The sequence below is a fragment of the Clostridium sp. LBM24168 genome, assembly GCF_052953915.1.
Genome location: NZ_CP196861.1, coordinates 2,315,804 through 2,333,534, shown reverse-complemented (window position 1 = coordinate 2,333,534; position 17,731 = coordinate 2,315,804). Strand labels below are relative to the sequence as shown.

The window sequence follows — 17,731 nt, the reverse complement described above, 5'->3', positions numbered from 1 at the left end:
GAGGTGAATATATATTTGGAAATAAAACAGGCTGAGTTTATAATATCTGCGGTAAGAAAAAACCAATATCCAAAGGAAAATTTAAAAGAGATAGCTTTTGTTGGCAGATCCAATGCAGGAAAATCATCTTTGATAAATGTTCTCGTTAATAGAAAAAAATTGGCTAAAACAAGTAGCATTCCAGGAAAAACAAGACTTGTAAATTTCTTTCTAGTAAATGGAAAATTTTATTTTGTAGATTTGCCAGGATATGGATATGCAAAAATTTCAAAATCTCAGAAGAATGACTGGAAAGAGATAGTGGAGTCTTATCTTGTTAAACGAAATCAGCTAAAGGCTATAATTATGCTTTTAGATTCAAGGCATAGACCGACAGCAGATGATATCACAATGTATAGATGGATATTGTATTATAATTATAGGATCATAGTTGTAGCAACGAAGATAGATAAAATATCCAAAAATCAGCTGGCTAAAAATATAAAAATTATAAGGAAAACATTGAATTTAGAACCTAAAGATAAATTATTTACTTTTTCATCTCTAAATAAACAAGGTAAAGATGATCTCCTAAATGAAATTGGGAGTATATTAGAAGGTGATAAATCTGAATAGGCTAAATTTAATTAAGAATATTATTGTTTTTTCCGTAGCATATATTCCACCACTTATAGTATTTGGAAGACATTGGATAGAAATGAAAAGAAATAAAATACTTTTAATGTTCATAAGTATAATATATGTTGTATTGTCTATATATACAGAAAATATTATACCTTTCATATTTGTAATATTTAACATAAACTATATGAAATTTACGAAAGAGTTTTATTATTTTAATATCAGAGAATTTAAAATTTTAGAAGGACTTAGGATGGTAGCTATATCCTACCTAACGATTATTATAATATCGCTGGCCCAAAATGTCATTGCTGTAAGCTTCAAAATTAATTTGAACCAACAGCAAGAGATTGTAACCTATATGTCAGGTATGCCTTTAACAAAGCTTGTTTTAATGATACCTGTAGTTGTATTATTTGCTCCAATATTAGAAGAGTTTGTTTTTCGATGGCTGTTTTTCGAAAGAATATTTAAAGGAAGAATAGGAATATATGCTGGAGCAATATTGAGCAGCTTTATATTTTCATTTATTCACTTTAGCTTAACGGTATTTCCTATAATATTATGGATAGGTATCTATAATTGTTATCTAATTCATAAAAAGGGATATTGGTATGCAGTTTTCAATCATTCTGTTTTTAATTTTGTAACTATGCTTGGATTGTTTGCACAAAAATTAGGTGAATATAAGCTTATGTAGGCACTGTTAAGATATAAACAGTGCTTTTTAGATGGACTATATTTTATCTATTTCTTTTATGATCATCTAAGTTTGAATTCATAAAATCATTTAAAAATTTAGCTGCATCTGGAGAATTCTGAAGCTCTCTAACTTTTTGTAACACTTCATTTTGCATTTGATTTCTGTTTTCTAGACTGGAGAGCCTATTTTCTAGAGCAGCAAGTTTAGATTTTATATTGGAATCATCGAATCCATTTCTACTATTTGAAGCTATGTCTTCCATGTTTAAATTATTTAATATTGAACTAATTTTATCATTTGATGCCATTCCTTTTGAGCCACTAAATGAAGACAGCATGGATAATAATTGAGGAATATCGATATTACTTAGAAGATCTCCCAGATTAAATCCATTGTTGTTATTTCTATGGTGATGTTTTGACATAAAAATCACCCCTCCTTAAGATGTTTGTTTTCTCATCTCTATGTGTATCATTTTAATATAAATGTTTGATACTATATATTATTCAGAAATAGTGCATTTGACACAGATAAAATTCATATTTTTATAATAATTTTAATTTAATATGAATAAATTTTCTAGAATGGGGGAATATATAAAATGTAATCGGAGATACATTCTCCTAAGCATCACATGATTTTTATGTCATTTGATGCAATAACCCCCCATCCCCCTTGGGACCGTAAAACGGTCCCTTTTTATATTTGTAAAATGTGATATTTGTAATAATTTAAATTTATATTAATATATTGAAACAATTTTAAAGTAGTTTGATTTAGAGTTACTAGAATCAGGTGCAAGGACTAATTTTACAGTATAATTTTTAACTATTGAATTATTTGAATTTGATATCCCCTTAAAGTTTAGTATCCAGGACAATTCAGAAGTATTCCCCTTGTTGTCACATTTCTTTTCCGTGAATATTGCATCTTGAAATATATAAGAATTATTTGCGTTTGCAAGCTTGTCTATTGAATATAAATCCTCGTTGGTTAAATTAGAAGAAAAAATATTATTTGGAATATAAGATTTGCTTGCAGGGAGCTTTTGGATGAAGTCTATAAAAGATGAAATAGTATCCTTTCCCATAAAAGTATTATTATCCTGTAAGTTATAGTTTTTAAACTTATAATTTAAAAATATGTAATTTGTAAGGGACATGGTATTTTGTTGAAATTTTCCAGTAATTATTTTAGGAGTCCTATTATTGGTGCAATCTATGAATCCTAGTATATTGTTGGAGTTTGAAAGTATATTTTCAAAATTTTTTCCGTTAAAGGTAAAAATTCGTTGAACTGAATTTTTACCTAGAGATCCTTGAATAAATATTTCAGGGATTCTATTTCTTGATACATCCAGTATAGTTATTCTAAGGGGCCAATAAGGATAATAGCTGCTTATTATAGATAGATTATCATTAGTAATTAGATCATATGCTTTATTTTTTATTTTTACTTTTATCATATATTTATTGCTGCTCTGTTTTACGTATAATTTGTCGTCTATTCCATCTCCATCAAAATCTGCTTTTAATATTTTATCTTCTAATATATTGCTAAAAGAAGGGGAAGTAATTTGAAAACAAGTCTTATATACTACAAATAGTATAATTAATGTACAAATTACTAATGGTACTATAAAAAATAGATGTTTCTTTTTTAGGAATATTACTCTTAACTTCATAAATTTCACTTCCTATTAATTATATGAATTTGATTATATATTTAATTAATATGCACAAAATAAATTTATATGAAACAATATAAAAATTGATTTTAATTCACAAAAAAGGAGGGAATAAATATGGATTATAAGAGAGTAATACTGTTTTTTTTAATACTGGTTTTTCCCTTTAATTTAGTTAGTTGTTCTATATATAGTAAAGAACAAGCACAGCAGAAGCAGATTAATTTATATGTAGGAGTAAAAGATAGAGAATCTTTAAATATAATAAAAATTCTAACAGATTTTTACCAAAAACAAAATCCTGATGTGAAACTCAATATAAATAACATTATAGGAGATAGAATAGAAGACAATATTGGCAGCAAAAATGATATAATATTTATTGACAGGAGTGATATGCTGAATTTGGCCCAAAAAGGTCTAGTGTCGGATATGAAGAATTTTTATAAGGAAAATGATATTGCAACAAGATACTATTCAGTACTAAAGATATACGGTAGGTTCAACGATAAATATTACGGAGTGCCTATTATGCCATGTACTTTAGAATTTTTATATAATAAAAAATCTTTTGCTAGACTTAAGCTAAAACCGCCAACTACCTTAGCTGATTTTGAAGATGTATTGAAAAAACTTAATTCCAAAAAAATACCTGCAATTTTAGATGAGAATATGGATATAAATAATGCTATTTTTTCTGTAGTAGCAAGCAACAATTTAATACCAATGAGAAAACTCGAAAATATATATGGCAGTAATGCTAAAGAATATGAAAAATTACCATATATGCAGAATATATTTAGAGATATTGATGTTCTTGTTAGCAGTGGAATAATAAATAAGAATACATTTGAAGCTGGCAATGAAATGACGATAGATAAATTTAAAAGTGGGGATATACCTATGGCTATGATATCTTCATATTATGCTAGAAATTTAGATAATGATGATATAGGAGCTATAAGTGATAGTTTGTCAAGTATGAAAGTACCTATTATGGCAGATGTATTGATGTGTATGCCTACGAATGGAAATAATTCTGATGAAGCAGAAAAATTTATGAAGTTTAGTTTTAATGATAGCATGCAGAAACAATTTCTAAAAATGGGGTATATTACATCTAACAAGAAGGTAAATAGTAAAAATAACGGGATAAAGAAAAGTATAGCATCACATATAAAAAACAGTTCTGAGGATAATATATCAATTATATATAATATCCCAGACGAAATTAAAAGTGGTATATCATCTAAAATAGACGATATATTTTCGGGGAAATATACGGGGAACGAATGGAAAGAAATATTGGAAAAATGGCAGCCATAAGCTGCCAGAATAAAAAGGATTTATTCTTGTTTCTTTCTGCAATCTGGGCATATTCCGTAAAAATAAACTTGATTGCTTATAACAATATAGTCAACTTTGTCACTAATTTTGTCATTTAAATCAGAGAAACAGATTCCGTTTACATCGTCTACTCTTCCACAGGATATACATTGTATGTGTGGATGGGGACTAGTTTTACCGTCATATCTGAAGTTGCCTTCACCCACATTTAACTCTTGTATCAAGTTAACTTCCACTAGAGTTTTAAGAGCTTTATAAACAGTAGCTAAACTCATGGTTGGATAATCTGATAAGAGAGATTTATATATTGTCTCTGCAGAAGGGTGGTCTTTGCTAGATTTTAAATATTTGTATACAGCTATGCGCTGGGGTGTCAATTTTAGTTTTTTCTCTCTAAAAATACCTGATAAGTTATCCATATTCACCATCCTTATTATAGATTAATAACAATTAGTTATTTATAAGTGTTATATATTTATCTGATTAATATAACTATATAATAAAAATTATTACTTGTCAAAAGTAATTTTATAGTAATTGTTTTAAGAGCAGAAAACTGCTCTTATTTTTATAAAATATATAGGAGGAAGATTGAATGAATTTATATTTTGTACGTCATGGTGAAACTGATGCAAATAAAAGAGGACTATATTATGGTAAAACTGAATCTAGCCTGAATAAAAATGGTAAAAAGCAGGCGGAAATGTTATCTAAGATACTGAAGGATACAGTATTTGATCATATATATATAAGTGAAAAAAGAAGATCTTTGGAAACTGCTAAAATGATTGTAAAAGAGGATTCCAAAAAATTTATAATTGACAATAGAATAAATGAAATGAATTTAGGTGAATTTGAAGGAAAGGACTATAGATGTATAAAAAAACTTTATCCGGAACAATGGAGAAACTGGTGCAGAGACTGGAAAAATGTTGTACCTCCAGGTGGTGAAAGTTATCTCCAATTTTATGCCAGGGTGAGAAATTTTATGGAATATATTTTGAATAATGAGAGTGAGAATGTACTTGTTGTAACTCATGCAGGGGTTATAAAATCCATGTACTGTTATGTATTGAATAATACCATAGATTTTTTCTGGAAGTTTGCATCTCATAATGGTGATATATCGATTATAAAATATGAATATGAAAATTTGTATATTGATAGTATAATATGTTTGGATAGTTTAAATGATATAATATGAGGTAGACAGTCATAAATTCATGAAGAGGTTATAGTGGTGAAGAAAATGATAAACAATTTTTTGCTTATGGTACAGTTCCTGACGAGAATTGATATAAATATGAATCTAAATTGCCAGAAGGAAAATTTTAGGTGGGGCTCTATATTCATGCCTGTAATTGGACTAATTATAGGTGCAATACAATGGATTGTATATAAGCTCTTAATAAATGTATTACCTATAAATATTTCTGTAATAGTAATTGTTCTAGTTGGTATTATGCTGACTGGTGCAATGCATATGGATGGGCTTGGGGATATGTGTGATGGTTTTTTTTCATTTAATGGCAAAGATAAAATAATAGAAATAATGAAAGACAGCAGAGTGGGGACTTATTCTTGTATAGCTATTGTAATGGATATACTTTTTAAGTATAATTTATTCTGTTATATAGTTCCAGAGTTTTCAGCGTCTATAATGATTGCCCCGGTAATATCCAGACTATCTACATTGTTTCTTGTAGCTGTTGGAAAAGAAGCTAAAAGCACGGGAACCGGTAATTTATTTATAAATTCCGTGAATATCAGTCAATTTTTTATAGGCGTGTCAATCACTATTGGAATGTTATTGTTTATAATTGCCATTAATCTTAAATATTCAATACTATTGATAGCTTTAGCAATTATGATATCATTTGTTTTTAACTTATATTGTAAGAGGAAAATTGGTGGGCTGACAGGGGATTTGCTTGGTGCAAATAATGAAATTGTAGAAATATCAATGCTCATTTTAATATCGATAATAATTATCAAGTAAGTATAATATAAAGGTGGGATAATAGTGTGGGAAAAATGATTTTAATAACAGGAGGAAGCAGAAGTGGAAAAAGTAATTTTGCTGAAAAGATGCTTTTAAATGAGAACGATGTATTATATATAGCCACTTCTATAGCTACTGATGAGGATATGGAAGAAAGAATAAAAATACATAGATTACGCAGGAATCCTAAATGGCATACTTATGAAGGATACAGAAAACTTGGTAATGTAATTAAAAATGGAAAATATGAGTATATATTAATTGAATGTATAGGTACCCTTGTCACAAATATAATGTTTGAAGTCCATAGGGATTTTGACACTATTACTAATTATGAAATTCATAAGTTGGAGAAGGATATTTTTGATGAAATAAAAGATATAATTTTAGCAGCTAAGGAGAGTAAAAGTGAGGTAATATTTATTACTAATGAGGTTGGATTGGGTTTAGTGCCTGAATACAGACTTGGAAGAATATTTTCAGATATATTGGGTAGAGTAAATCAATTTATGGCAGATAATAGTAATGAGGTATATATTGTATTTTGTGGATCCCCACTTAAATTAAAATAGATAAAATTATATAAGATAACCAAAATTTAAATTAGAAGAGGATAAATTATGAATAAGAAAAACTTTATTGTGGCTTTGTTAATATTAATTATGTTACCGTTATACGGGTGCAGAAGCAATAATAATGAAGAACCGATTTCAAAAACTGAATATATGCTGGGTACTATATGTACTATAACTATATATGATGATAAACCAGAATCTATAATTGATAAAGCGTTTACAAGAATAAAGCAGATTGAAAATAAAATGAGTGTCAACAAACAAGGTACTGAATTAGATGCAGTAGCAAAAGCATCTGGAAAAGGCTACGTAAAAGTTTCAGATGATACTTTTTATGTATTGAAAAAGGGAAAATATTATTCACAACAGTCAGGAGGAGTTTTTGATATCACTGTTGGTCCACTAGTCAAATTATGGGGAATTGGAACAGACAATGCCAGATTGCCAGATGAAAATGAGATTCAGAATAGTAAATCTCTCGTAAATTATAGAAATCTTCTTTTAGATAATAAAGATAAAAAAGTTATGCTGTCAAAAAAAGGCATGTCACTTGACCTTGGTGGTATAGCAAAGGGATATGCTGCAGATGAGGCAGCTAAAATATTGAAGCAAAATGGAGTTGAACATGCCATAATAAATTTAGGTGGAAATGTTTTGGCTTTGAATAATAATATAGATGGAGATCCTTGGAATATAGGTATACAGGATCCTTTCCAGACTAGAGGAAATGTAGTTGCATCCATAAAAGTTACTAACAAGACAGTAGTTACTTCGGGAATTTATGAAAGATATTTTAAAAAAAATGGTAAAATATATCATCACATATTAAATCCATTTACAGGATATCCTATGGACAATAATTTGGCCAGTGTAACCTTAATTACAAATACATCAATAGATGCAGATGCTATGACTAAAAATATATTCTATTTAGGTGTTGACAAAGGAATGAAATATGCAGAAAATGTAGCAAAATTACAGGCTGTATTTATAACTAAGGACAAGAAAATATATATAACTAGTGGATTAAAAAATAATTTTAAGATAGTGGATTCAGAGTATAAACTGATGAATTAATATGAATTTATCAATATTGTTTAATAATCCATTAAAAGTGTTTTATTTCTACTTGATATAGAATAAATTTAGTATTACTATAGAATATATATCAATAAACGCAGTTAGGATATATAATATTAGATGGAAATGAGGTTGTATATCATGGCTAATAAAGTTACTAAGAATATGACTATTGGAGAAGTTCTTAAAATCAATCCTGCATATGCAGAAACACTTATGAGTTTTGGAATGGGATGCATTGGATGCCCGGCATCACTTGCAGAGACTATAGAAGAAGCTGCTATGGTACATGGAGTAGACGTTAATGGACTTGTTGAAGCGTTGAATTCAGAAACAGTTCAACAATAAAAAATGGGGCTGTCGCACTAAAAAAAATTAGTGCGACAGTTTTTTACGTAAAAAATAAATCTCCCACTCGGAAGAGTGAAAGATTTATGGTAAAATTAATATATGACTAAATACATTAATTTACATAAAAATTATACTTCAAATCGTGGAAATTATCAATTAAAACTTCCATTAAATATTGATTACATGATACCAGATAATGATTCGGTGCATTTGCTAAGTCAGTTTGTAGAGGAGATGGATTTAACAGATTTGTATTCGACTTACTCCCGTATGAGGGAGAATCAGGCAACACCGCGTCAGATGCTGAAGATTGTACTTTACTCATATATGAATCATAATTATTCATCAAGAGAAATGGAGAAATCATGCAAAAGAGACGTGAACTTTATGTATCTCTTAGAAGGTTCACAAGTACCGGATCATTCTACATTTGCTAGATTCCGCAGCCTTCATTTCGCTCCATGTTCAGAAACAATCATGGCCGAAATGACAAACTTCCTTTATGAGATTGGAGAAATATCAGGTGATGCTGTATTTATTGACGGTACAAAGATAGAAGCTTGTGCAAACAAATATACTTTTATCTGGAAAAGATCAGTTTCAAAAAATTTAGCCAGACTGCTTTCTAAATTAGCTGATTTTGTGGCTGAATGTGAAGAACTGTACGGACTAAAGCTTGTATATCAAAATAAGGTAAAAATAAAGCACGTAAAAAAGTTACGCAAGAAACTTTACGCCTTGAAGCATAAAGAAAATATACAGTTTGTACATGGATCTGGCAAAAGGAAAAATCCAATTCAACGTTCTATTGAAAAGCTTGAGGGATATCTTAATAAGCTGAAAGAGTATACACAGAAAATCCATACCTGCGGCAAGCGTAACAGCTACTCGAAGACGGATAAGGATGCAACTTTTATGAGGATGAAAGAAGATGCCATGAAAAACGGTCAGCTAAAACCTGCATACAATGTTCAGCATGGAGTAGATTCTGAATATATAGTATGGCTTACTGCAGGCAACCAGAGCACGGATACAAAAACGTTGATTCCATTCATAAAAAGCATGGAGAACCTCCTGTATTTTAAGTATTTTAAAATTACTGCTGATGCAGGTTATGAGAGTGAAGAAAATTATGTTTATGTTAAAGCGAACGGACAGTTATCATATATAAAACCAGCAAACTATGAAATATCCAAAACGCGTAAATATAAAAATGATATAAGCCGGATAGATAATATAGATTATAACAAATCTGGCGACTATTATACCTGTAAAAATAATAAGAAGCTAACAGTAAACAGGGTACTAAAAAGGAAAAGCAGGACTGGTTATATAAGTGAGAAAACAATCTATACATGTGAGGATTGCAATAACTGCCAGCATAAAAGTAAATGTATAAAAGGACATAACAGCAAAATACCATTGGAAGAAAGGGTCAAAAATCTTGAAACTTCAAAGCTGTTCAACATGCTCCGCAAAGAGAATCTTGAAAGAATTGTAAGTGAAGAAGGCTGCGAGCTAAGAATGAATCGAAGTATCCAAGCCGAAGGCTCCTTTGCAGAGATAAAACAGGATATGGGATTTCGTAGATATCTAAGTAGAGGTAAACAGAATATTTTGGCGGAAAGTATTTTGTTAGCGATGGCACATAATGTCAATAAGCTCCATAATAAAATTCAGTCAGATAGAACAGAAAATCATCTTTTTCCACTTAAAAGTAGTGCTTAATTTTAAAATCTTAAAAAGCCTGTGAATCAAAAAAGCCTTAATAGAAAAGTCTTATTAAAGTGTACCATTTTTTAGTTATAGAGTTTGTGTTGCTTTAAATTATCATGAAAATTTCTATAAAATGTTAAAAAAGGCTGTCACATTAGCATAATTTTTATGCTAATGCGACAGCCCCATTTTTTTTATGTTATCTACACATTTAAATTTTTCTTTAAAATTACAGTCTTTGCAGTCATTATTACAGGATTCTATATGGATCATGGTTTCTGTATTTTTAAGAAATTTTGACAATTCAGTTTCTATTTTGTCACATATATCATGTGCATCTTTTACATGCATGTCTTGAGGGAATACTAGATGTAGATCAATATATCTTTTATCTCCAGATTTTCTTGTTCTCAATCTATGGAATCCACAGAAAACAGAATTATATTCAGATATTATGTTCTTGATTGTATTTATTTCATTGTCGGATAATTTAACATCTACTAAAGGATTAAAAGCAGATTTTAAGAGAGTGAAGGCCTCTTTTAAAATAAATATTGAAACTGTTATTGCTATTAATGGATCAAGGGCTTCAAGTTTTGTGATCCATATTAATAGAAGACCAGCTGCAATTCCAAGAGAGGTATATACATCGGTTCTTAAATGAAGGGCATCTGCTTCTAATGCCATGGAATCTTCCTTTCTTGCAATTTTATATAATTTTTTTGATACTAGCAAATTTATGCCTGCGGATATAAACATAACTGTGAATCCAATGATAGATGAATGAGTATTCGTTGGAGATATTAATTTGTCTATAGCCTTAAATATTATCCATATGGAGGCAATTAAAATTAATATACCTTCAAAAACTCCAGATACATCTTCAAATTTACCATGTCCGTATGGATGCTCAGTATCAGCAGGCTTTGAGGATATCCTGACAGAAAAAAAAGATATAAAAGAAGCTACTAGATCTATAGTAGAATGAATAGCTTCGGATATAATACTTACTGAACCAGTAATAGTTCCCACTATTAATTTCATTATTATTAAACTGCTGTTAGATAATATAGAAAGACCTGCAGTTTTCATTTTTTCATTCATAATAACATCTCCATATATGAAAAATTTACTTGAATTAGCAAATTTATTTTATCAAATGATAAAGTATAATAACTATTATAATAACCCATTAAATCTTATAAGTCAATAGAAACATATTATGAAATAAATTATCAATTGAAAATTAAATTTAATAGATGAAAGTTATCATAAGCATATATTATAATATATTAATTGAAGATTTTATGTGATAGTTATCTATAAATATAGAAACTATTTTCAGTTATTATGTATGAGAATTTATTGTATTTCAAATAATAAATAGAGATGTTAAGTTGTATTTTTATAAAATAGGGAGTGATTTATAATGGCAAAAAAGATGAAAACTATGGATGGAAATGGAGCTGCTGCTTATGCGTCTTATGCGTTTACAGAAGTTGCTGCTATATATCCAATTACCCCGTCTACTCCTATGGCTGAAGCAGTAGATGAGTGGTCTTCACAGGGTAAAAAAAATATATTTGGAGATACGGTCAAAATTAGTGAGATGCAGTCAGAAGCAGGAGCTGCCGGGGCAGTACATGGTTCGCTTTGTGCTGGAGCCCTTACTACTACATATACTGCATCACAAGGACTTCTTCTCATGATTCCAAACATGTATAAAATAGCTGGGGAGCATTTACCCGCTGTTTTTCATGTAAGTGCCCGTGCAGTTGCAACTCATGCACTTTCAATATTTGGAGATCACCAGGATGTTATGGCTTGTAGACAGACTGGATTTGCACTTTTGGCATCTTCAAATGTTCAAGAAGCCATGGATATGGGGTTTATAGCACACTTAAGTGCCATAAAATCAAGAGTGCCATTTCTTCACTTTTTTGACGGATTTAGAACTTCGCATGAGTATCAGAAAATAGATGTTATTAAATATGATGATGTAAAAAAACTTGTTGATTATGATGCACTGAATGAATTTAGAAAGAGATCTTTAAATCCGGAACATCCAGCTGTCAAGGGAACAGCACAGAATCCGGATATATATTTTCAGGGAAGAGAAGTATCAAATAGATTTTATGAAAAAGTACCTGATATAGTAGAACAATACATGAAAGAAATAAATAATATAACAGGCAAAAATTACAAGCCGTTTGAGTACTATGGAACAAAAGATGCAGAAAATGTAATAGTGGCCATGGGTTCTGTATGTGATACAATTGAGGAAACAGTAGATTACCTTTCTCAAAAAGGAGAAAAAGTAGGTTATATAAAGGTACATCTTTATAGACCATTCTCAAGTAAATATTTTATGGATGTACTTCCCGATACAGTAAAGAAAATATCCGTTCTTGATAGGACAAAAGAGCCAGGATCAATTGGAGAACCTTTGTATCTAGATATCTGCAAGTTATTCTATGATATGGAAAACAGGCCACAGATATTTGGAGGAAGATATGGATTGGGTTCAAAAGATACTACTCCGTCCCATATGATGTCCGTATTCAACAATATGAAATCGGAGAATCCAAAAAAACATTTTACCATAGGCATAATAGACGATGTAACAAACATGTCTCTGGAGGAAGGCGAACATATTGAAACCACTCCAAAGGGTACTATAAGCTGTAAATTCTGGGGACTTGGTTCAGATGGAACAGTAGGTGCGAACAAATCAGCTGTAAAGATAATTGGAGACAATACGGATTTGTATGCCCAGGCTTATTTTTCCTATGACAGTAAAAAATCCGGTGGAACTACAGTATCACATTTGAGATTTGGTAGAAATCCTATAAAATCGCCTTATCTGGTAAATAATGCAGACTATATCGCATGTCACAATAGATCCTTCATATATAATTATGATATTTTGAAGGGCATGAAAAAGGGGGGGACATTTCTTCTTAACTGTCACTGGAATGAGGATGAGCTTGAAGATAAACTTCCGGTTTCCATGAAAAGATATATTGCAGAGAACAATATAGATTTTTATATAATTGATGGAGTGAAAATAGCCAGGGAAATAGGTCTTGGAGGGAGAATAAACATGATAATGCAGGCTGCATTTTTCAAGCTTGCAAAAGTAATTCCTATAGATGAAGCTGTGATATATCTGAAGGATTCAATAGAAAAGACCTATGGCAGAAAAGGTGAAAAAGTAGTTCAGATGAATAAAATGGCTGTAGATAGAGGATTGGATGCAGTTGTAAAAGTAAATGTACCTGAAAGCTGGAAAAATGCACAAGAGGGGTGGAAAGGTGATAATAAAAATATAGATATACCTGAATTTGTAAGAAATATCCAGATACCTATGTCCAAAAATGAAGGAGATAACTTGCCGGTAAGTTCATTCTTGAATATGGAGGATGGTACTTATCCTGTTGGAACCACTGCCTATGAAAAGAGAGGAATAGCTGTTATGGTGCCTGAATGGCAGATGGATAAGTGTATACAATGCAATCAATGTTCCTATGTTTGTCCGCATGCCACTATAAGATCATTTTTATTGAATGAGGAAGAAGTTAAGAATTCTCCAGCTGCTTTCAAGAGCAAGAAGGCTGTTGGAAAAGGGCTTGAAAATCTGAATTTTAAAATACAGGTAAGCCCTATGGACTGTACAGGATGCGGTAATTGTGCAGATGTGTGCCCTGCACCAGGCAAGGCAATTGTCATGAAACCATGGGAAGAACAGGTAGAGGTGGAATCCCGAAACTGGAATTATGCATTGAGCTTATCGAAAAAGGAAGATCTGATAAGCAGAAATACTCTGAAGGGAAGTCAATTTGTAACACCGCTTCTTGAGTTCAATGGTGCATGTCCTGGTTGTGGAGAAACTCCATATATAAGACTCCTTACACAGCTGTTTGGTGAAAGAATGATGATTGCAAATGCGACAGGGTGTTCTTCTATATGGGCAGCAAGTGCACCTTCCATAGCATATACAAAAAATAGTGAGGGGAAGGGACCTTCCTGGGGAAATTCACTATTTGAAGATAATGCCGAATATGGCTATGGAATGTTTCTTGCTGTAAGGTATATGAGGGAAAGAATAAGAAAGCTTATGCTCAATTATATTGAGAGCTCACGAGACAGCAGTAAAGAAAATGATCTAGTTCAGTCATTCAATGAATGGATAAATACCATGGAAGATGGTAGCTTATCCAAGATATCCTCCACGAAAGTTGTAAATTCTATTTTGAATTTTAAAGATTACTCAGACAATGTTATATTAAAAGAAATACTTGACAAAAAAGATTTTCTTGTTAAAAAGTCACAGTGGATAATAGGAGGAGATGGATGGGCTTACGACATTGGATTTGGAGGAGTAGACCATGTCCTTGCTTCAGGAGATGATGTAAACTTGTTTGTAATGGATACTGAAGTTTATTCAAATACAGGAGGTCAATCTTCCAAGTCCACACAGACGGGGGCAATAGCAAAATTTGCTGCAATGGGTAAGAAGACTAAGAAAAAGGATCTTGGACTTATGGCAATGAGTTATGGATATGTATATGTATCTCAAATTGCACTTGGAGCTAATATGAATCATGCATTGAAGGCAATAAAAGAAGCCGAAAATTATAGAGGTCCATCGCTTATAATAGCATATGCACCATGTATAAACCATGGTATAAAGACAGGTATGGGAACAAGTATAGCACAGGAGAAAAAGGCAGTAAATGCTGGATATTGGCATCTTTATAGATTTGACCCACAGCTGAAGCTTGAAGGAAAGAACCCATTTATTTTAGATTCAAAAGAACCGAAAACCTCTTTTAGGGATCATATAGAAGGTGAGATAAGGTATTCTTCCCTTAGAAAAGTATTGCCTCAAAAGGCTGAGGAGTTATATAAAATGGCTGAAAAAAATGCACGAGACAGGTACGATATATATAAAAAATTATCGGAAATAGATTATCAGGATCAAGTTAAAAGATAGATAAAAAAACAGTTTCAGAATTTGAATTTAGATTCTGAAACTGTTTTAATTTCCTCTATTTCTCGTTTTCGTCTACCCAGTCTTTTGCATTGGACGCATTGGATTCGTCTCCGAGAGGTACATTTGATACAGGTTTTGTTTTTTTTATGTTTGCCCAGGCGGCAGTTTCATGATTTTCAATGGGTATTTTTTTATTGGATTTTCTATTACCTAACATTTATATCACCTCTATAAATATTATTTTCAAAAATCCTGAATATATAAGTAAAATATAATTAAAATTTTTCTCTGGCTGATTTCGCTGCATTCACCATATTTATCAAACTCTTTTCAGCTTCATCAGTACCTCTTGTTTTTAAACCACAGTCAGGATTAATCCAAAGTTTGTCGGAATCAATTTTAGTGAGCATTATATTTACTGATTTCTCAAGTTCTTCCTGTGAAGGTACTCTTGGAGAATGTATATCATATATTCCAGGTCCTACTTGAGATTTGAAATTATTATTTTTTAGAAAATCAAGTATTGAAAAATCCGAACGTGCAGCTTCTATAGAGTATACATCTGCATCCATATTTTTGATTTCATTTATTATATTTGAAAATTCACTGTAACACATGTGTGTGTGAATTTGAGTTTCACTTTTAACTTTTGAGTTAGTTAAGTGGAAAGCAGGTATTGCCCAATCCAAATATTTTGTATGAATATCCTTGAATTTTAAAGGAAGTTTTTCCCTTAAGGCAGGTTCATCAATTTGTATTATTTTTATACCAGCAGCTTCAAGATCCAGTACTTCTTCTCCGATTGCAAGTCCTATTTGATAGGCTATTTGTTTTAATTCCAGGTCTTCTCTTGAAAAGGACCAATTTAAGATTGTAACAGGTCCTGTTAACATTCCTTTAACAGGCTTGTCCGTTTTGCTTTGAGCAAATTTAATCCATCTGACTGTCATGGGAGCTGTACGCTGTATATCTCCGTAGATTATAGGTGGTTTTACTGCTCTTGTTCCATAGGATTGTACCCATCCATTTTGTGTAAATAAAAAGCCCTCCAGTAATCTTCCGAAGTATTCCACCATGTCTGCTCTTTCGTATTCACCATGAACCAATACGTCCAGGCCTATATTTTCCTGAAATTTAATTACAGCTTCAATTTTTTTCTCAATTTCTCTTGCATACTTTTCCTGTGTAATATTATTTTCCCTTAAATCCTTTCTCAACCTTTTAATTTCATGAGTTTGTGGAAAAGATCCTATAGTAGTTGTAGGAAGTAGTGGCAATTCAAGAATATTGTTCTGTACTTTCCTTCTATGTTTAACATCATCATTTCTTACAAAATCTTCTGGTTTTAAGTTTTTAATTTTCTTCCTGACTTTTTCATTGTAACATAGAGGGTTAGCTGCCTTCCTTTTCAATATTTTCTGATTTTTTATATAGGTATTTTCACGTTCATAGTTGCTGGAATCAAGTAGATTTTTTAATTCTGAGAGTTCATTCAATTTTTCATCCGCAAAAGCCAGACTTTCTAAATAACCTGATAAGTTTACAAGGTTGTCCAAGGTTCCATTTGCAGTATCAAGATTTTTTATATGTTTGTCATCTAGGGTACCTTCTCGTGTAACTGTATAAGGTACATGAAGAAGGGAACAGGAAGTGCTTATATAGATTTTATTGGAACCCACATACTCGCATATATGTTTAATTATATTGATACTTTTATTATAATCATTTCTCCATATATTTTTTCCATTTATAATACCTGCCAATAAAATTTTATTGTCCGGAAAGCCGTATTTTTCTATAAGTTGTAGATTTTCTTTACCTTCAATAAAATCCAGACCTATACCGTTAAATTTGAGGTTTTCCAAATCTTTGTATATATCTCTTATATCACCAAAATATGTCTGCAAGAAGACATCGAATTTGTAATTTTTATTTAGAATTTTGTTATATATGTTTTTAAACAAATCTATATCATTCTCTGTCAGATCGGTTACTAAAATTGGTTCGTCAATTTGCAGACAGCCAATATTTTGCTCTTGAAACCTGTCCAATATATCTACATATACATCTGCGAGCTTATCGAGAAGTTCTTCAAATTTTTTATTGGTCTTTAAATATGAGAGTTTAAGTAAAGTAAAAATACCTATTATTACCGGTTTGGTTTCAATGCCAAGATTTTTTGCCTCTCTATAGAGATCAAAAGGTTTTGTATCATTTAGCCTGAAATTAATATTATCATCTACTTCAGGTACGATATAGTGATAATTTGTATTGAACCATTTTTTCATAGGCAGTGCTTTTACATCCTTGGAGTCGTTTTGATAACCTCTTGCCATCGAAAAATATGTATCAAGGGGAGAAAGTCCCAATTCCAAGTATCTTTTTGGTATGATATTCAAGAGATATGCCATATCAAGTATGTTGTCATAATAGGAAAAGTCATTTGACGGAATAATATCTATTCCGATTTCTTTTTGTTTAGTCCAGTATTGTTTCCTTAACTGTCTGGCAGTAGAAAATAGTTCTGTGGAATCTATATTTCCTTTGAAATATGCCTCCACTGCGAATTTTAGTTCACGGTTAACACCTATTCTAGGGTAGCCTATGATGGTTGATTTTTTCATTGATTTTCCTCCTTATCTTCAATCCCAAA

At 31.0% G+C, this 17,731-nt stretch carries 16 protein-coding genes; 10 read left to right on the top strand and 6 right to left on the bottom strand.

Annotated features, from left to right (window positions below; genetic code table 11):
- Positions 1-9 precede the first annotated feature (9 nt).
- Positions 10-615, top strand: a complete 606-nt coding sequence (yihA, locus tag ACSVC9_RS11545) for a ribosome biogenesis GTP-binding protein YihA/YsxC (RefSeq protein WP_446899850.1) — start codon at positions 10-12, stop codon at positions 613-615.
- Complete coding sequence (locus ACSVC9_RS11540) at positions 599-1,321, top strand: CPBP family intramembrane glutamic endopeptidase (RefSeq protein ID WP_446897633.1); 723 nt, start codon at positions 599-601, stop codon at positions 1,319-1,321. The genes yihA and ACSVC9_RS11540 overlap by 17 nt, the downstream gene beginning before the upstream one ends.
- Positions 1,322-1,364: 43 nt before the next feature.
- Here ACSVC9_RS11540 and ACSVC9_RS11535 read toward each other — a convergent pair whose 3' ends face one another.
- Together ACSVC9_RS11535 and ACSVC9_RS11530 are read right to left on the bottom strand one after the other, a co-directional pair.
- The gene (locus ACSVC9_RS11535; RefSeq protein WP_446897632.1) at positions 1,365-1,748 is read right to left on the bottom strand and encodes a hypothetical protein; all 384 of its coding nucleotides are present in this window, start codon (positions 1,746-1,748) and stop codon (positions 1,365-1,367) included.
- Positions 1,749-2,066: 318 nt separating this feature from the next.
- A complete protein-coding gene (locus ACSVC9_RS11530; RefSeq protein ID WP_446897631.1) occupies positions 2,067-3,008 on the bottom strand; it encodes a VCBS repeat-containing protein in 942 nt (313 codons plus the stop codon).
- 120 nt (positions 3,009-3,128) lie between these two features.
- On the opposite strand from ACSVC9_RS11530, the gene ACSVC9_RS11525 reads away from it, so the two are divergent.
- Complete coding sequence (locus ACSVC9_RS11525; RefSeq protein WP_446897630.1) at positions 3,129-4,337, top strand: ABC transporter substrate-binding protein; 1,209 nt, start codon at positions 3,129-3,131, stop codon at positions 4,335-4,337.
- A 20-nt stretch (positions 4,338-4,357) separates the two neighbouring features.
- Here ACSVC9_RS11525 and ACSVC9_RS11520 read toward each other — a convergent pair whose 3' ends face one another.
- Positions 4,358-4,777 carry a Fur family transcriptional regulator gene (locus tag ACSVC9_RS11520; protein WP_446897629.1) on the bottom strand — a complete coding sequence of 140 codons (420 nt, stop codon included), beginning with the start codon at positions 4,775-4,777 and terminating at the stop codon, positions 4,358-4,360.
- Positions 4,778-4,953: 176 nt separating this feature from the next.
- Between ACSVC9_RS11520 and cobC the strand changes: the two genes are divergently transcribed.
- From cobC to ACSVC9_RS11490, 6 genes are all read left to right on the top strand, one after another.
- Complete coding sequence (gene cobC, locus ACSVC9_RS11515; protein ID WP_446897628.1) at positions 4,954-5,562, top strand: alpha-ribazole phosphatase; 609 nt, start codon at positions 4,954-4,956, stop codon at positions 5,560-5,562.
- Between the two features lie 36 nt (positions 5,563-5,598).
- On the top strand, positions 5,599-6,357 hold the full coding sequence (gene cobS / locus ACSVC9_RS11510) for an adenosylcobinamide-GDP ribazoletransferase (RefSeq protein WP_446897627.1): 759 nt from the start codon (positions 5,599-5,601) through the stop codon (positions 6,355-6,357).
- Positions 6,358-6,392: 35 nt separating this feature from the next.
- Positions 6,393-6,932 (top strand): bifunctional adenosylcobinamide kinase/adenosylcobinamide-phosphate guanylyltransferase, encoded by a 540-nt coding sequence (gene cobU, locus ACSVC9_RS11505; protein WP_446899849.1) that lies wholly within the window; start codon positions 6,393-6,395, stop codon positions 6,930-6,932.
- 48 nt (positions 6,933-6,980) lie between these two features.
- Positions 6,981-8,012 (top strand): FAD:protein FMN transferase, encoded by a 1,032-nt coding sequence (locus ACSVC9_RS11500; protein WP_446897626.1) that lies wholly within the window; start codon positions 6,981-6,983, stop codon positions 8,010-8,012.
- A 144-nt stretch (positions 8,013-8,156) separates the two neighbouring features.
- Positions 8,157-8,363: a DUF1858 domain-containing protein gene (locus ACSVC9_RS11495; protein WP_446897625.1), complete on the top strand. Its 207-nt coding sequence runs from the start codon at positions 8,157-8,159 to the stop codon at positions 8,361-8,363.
- Positions 8,364-8,465: 102 nt separating this feature from the next.
- The gene (locus tag ACSVC9_RS11490) at positions 8,466-10,094 is read left to right on the top strand and encodes an IS1182 family transposase (RefSeq protein WP_446897624.1); all 1,629 of its coding nucleotides are present in this window, start codon (positions 8,466-8,468) and stop codon (positions 10,092-10,094) included.
- Between the two features lie 159 nt (positions 10,095-10,253).
- Here ACSVC9_RS11490 and ACSVC9_RS11485 read toward each other — a convergent pair whose 3' ends face one another.
- The gene (locus ACSVC9_RS11485) at positions 10,254-11,186 is read right to left on the bottom strand and encodes a cation diffusion facilitator family transporter (protein WP_446897623.1); all 933 of its coding nucleotides are present in this window, start codon (positions 11,184-11,186) and stop codon (positions 10,254-10,256) included.
- 325 nt (positions 11,187-11,511) lie between these two features.
- Between ACSVC9_RS11485 and nifJ the strand changes: the two genes are divergently transcribed.
- A complete protein-coding gene (gene nifJ, locus ACSVC9_RS11480; RefSeq protein ID WP_446897622.1) occupies positions 11,512-15,078 on the top strand; it encodes a pyruvate:ferredoxin (flavodoxin) oxidoreductase in 3,567 nt (1,188 codons plus the stop codon).
- 55 nt (positions 15,079-15,133) lie between these two features.
- Here nifJ and ACSVC9_RS11475 read toward each other — a convergent pair whose 3' ends face one another.
- Positions 15,134-15,295 carry a CDIF630_02480 family spore surface protein gene (locus ACSVC9_RS11475; RefSeq protein ID WP_446897621.1) on the bottom strand — a complete coding sequence of 54 codons (162 nt, stop codon included), beginning with the start codon at positions 15,293-15,295 and terminating at the stop codon, positions 15,134-15,136.
- A 58-nt stretch (positions 15,296-15,353) separates the two neighbouring features.
- A complete protein-coding gene (gene metE / locus ACSVC9_RS11470) occupies positions 15,354-17,702 on the bottom strand; it encodes a 5-methyltetrahydropteroyltriglutamate--homocysteine S-methyltransferase (protein ID WP_446897620.1) in 2,349 nt (782 codons plus the stop codon).
- Between the last annotated feature and the right edge of the window lie 29 nt (positions 17,703-17,731).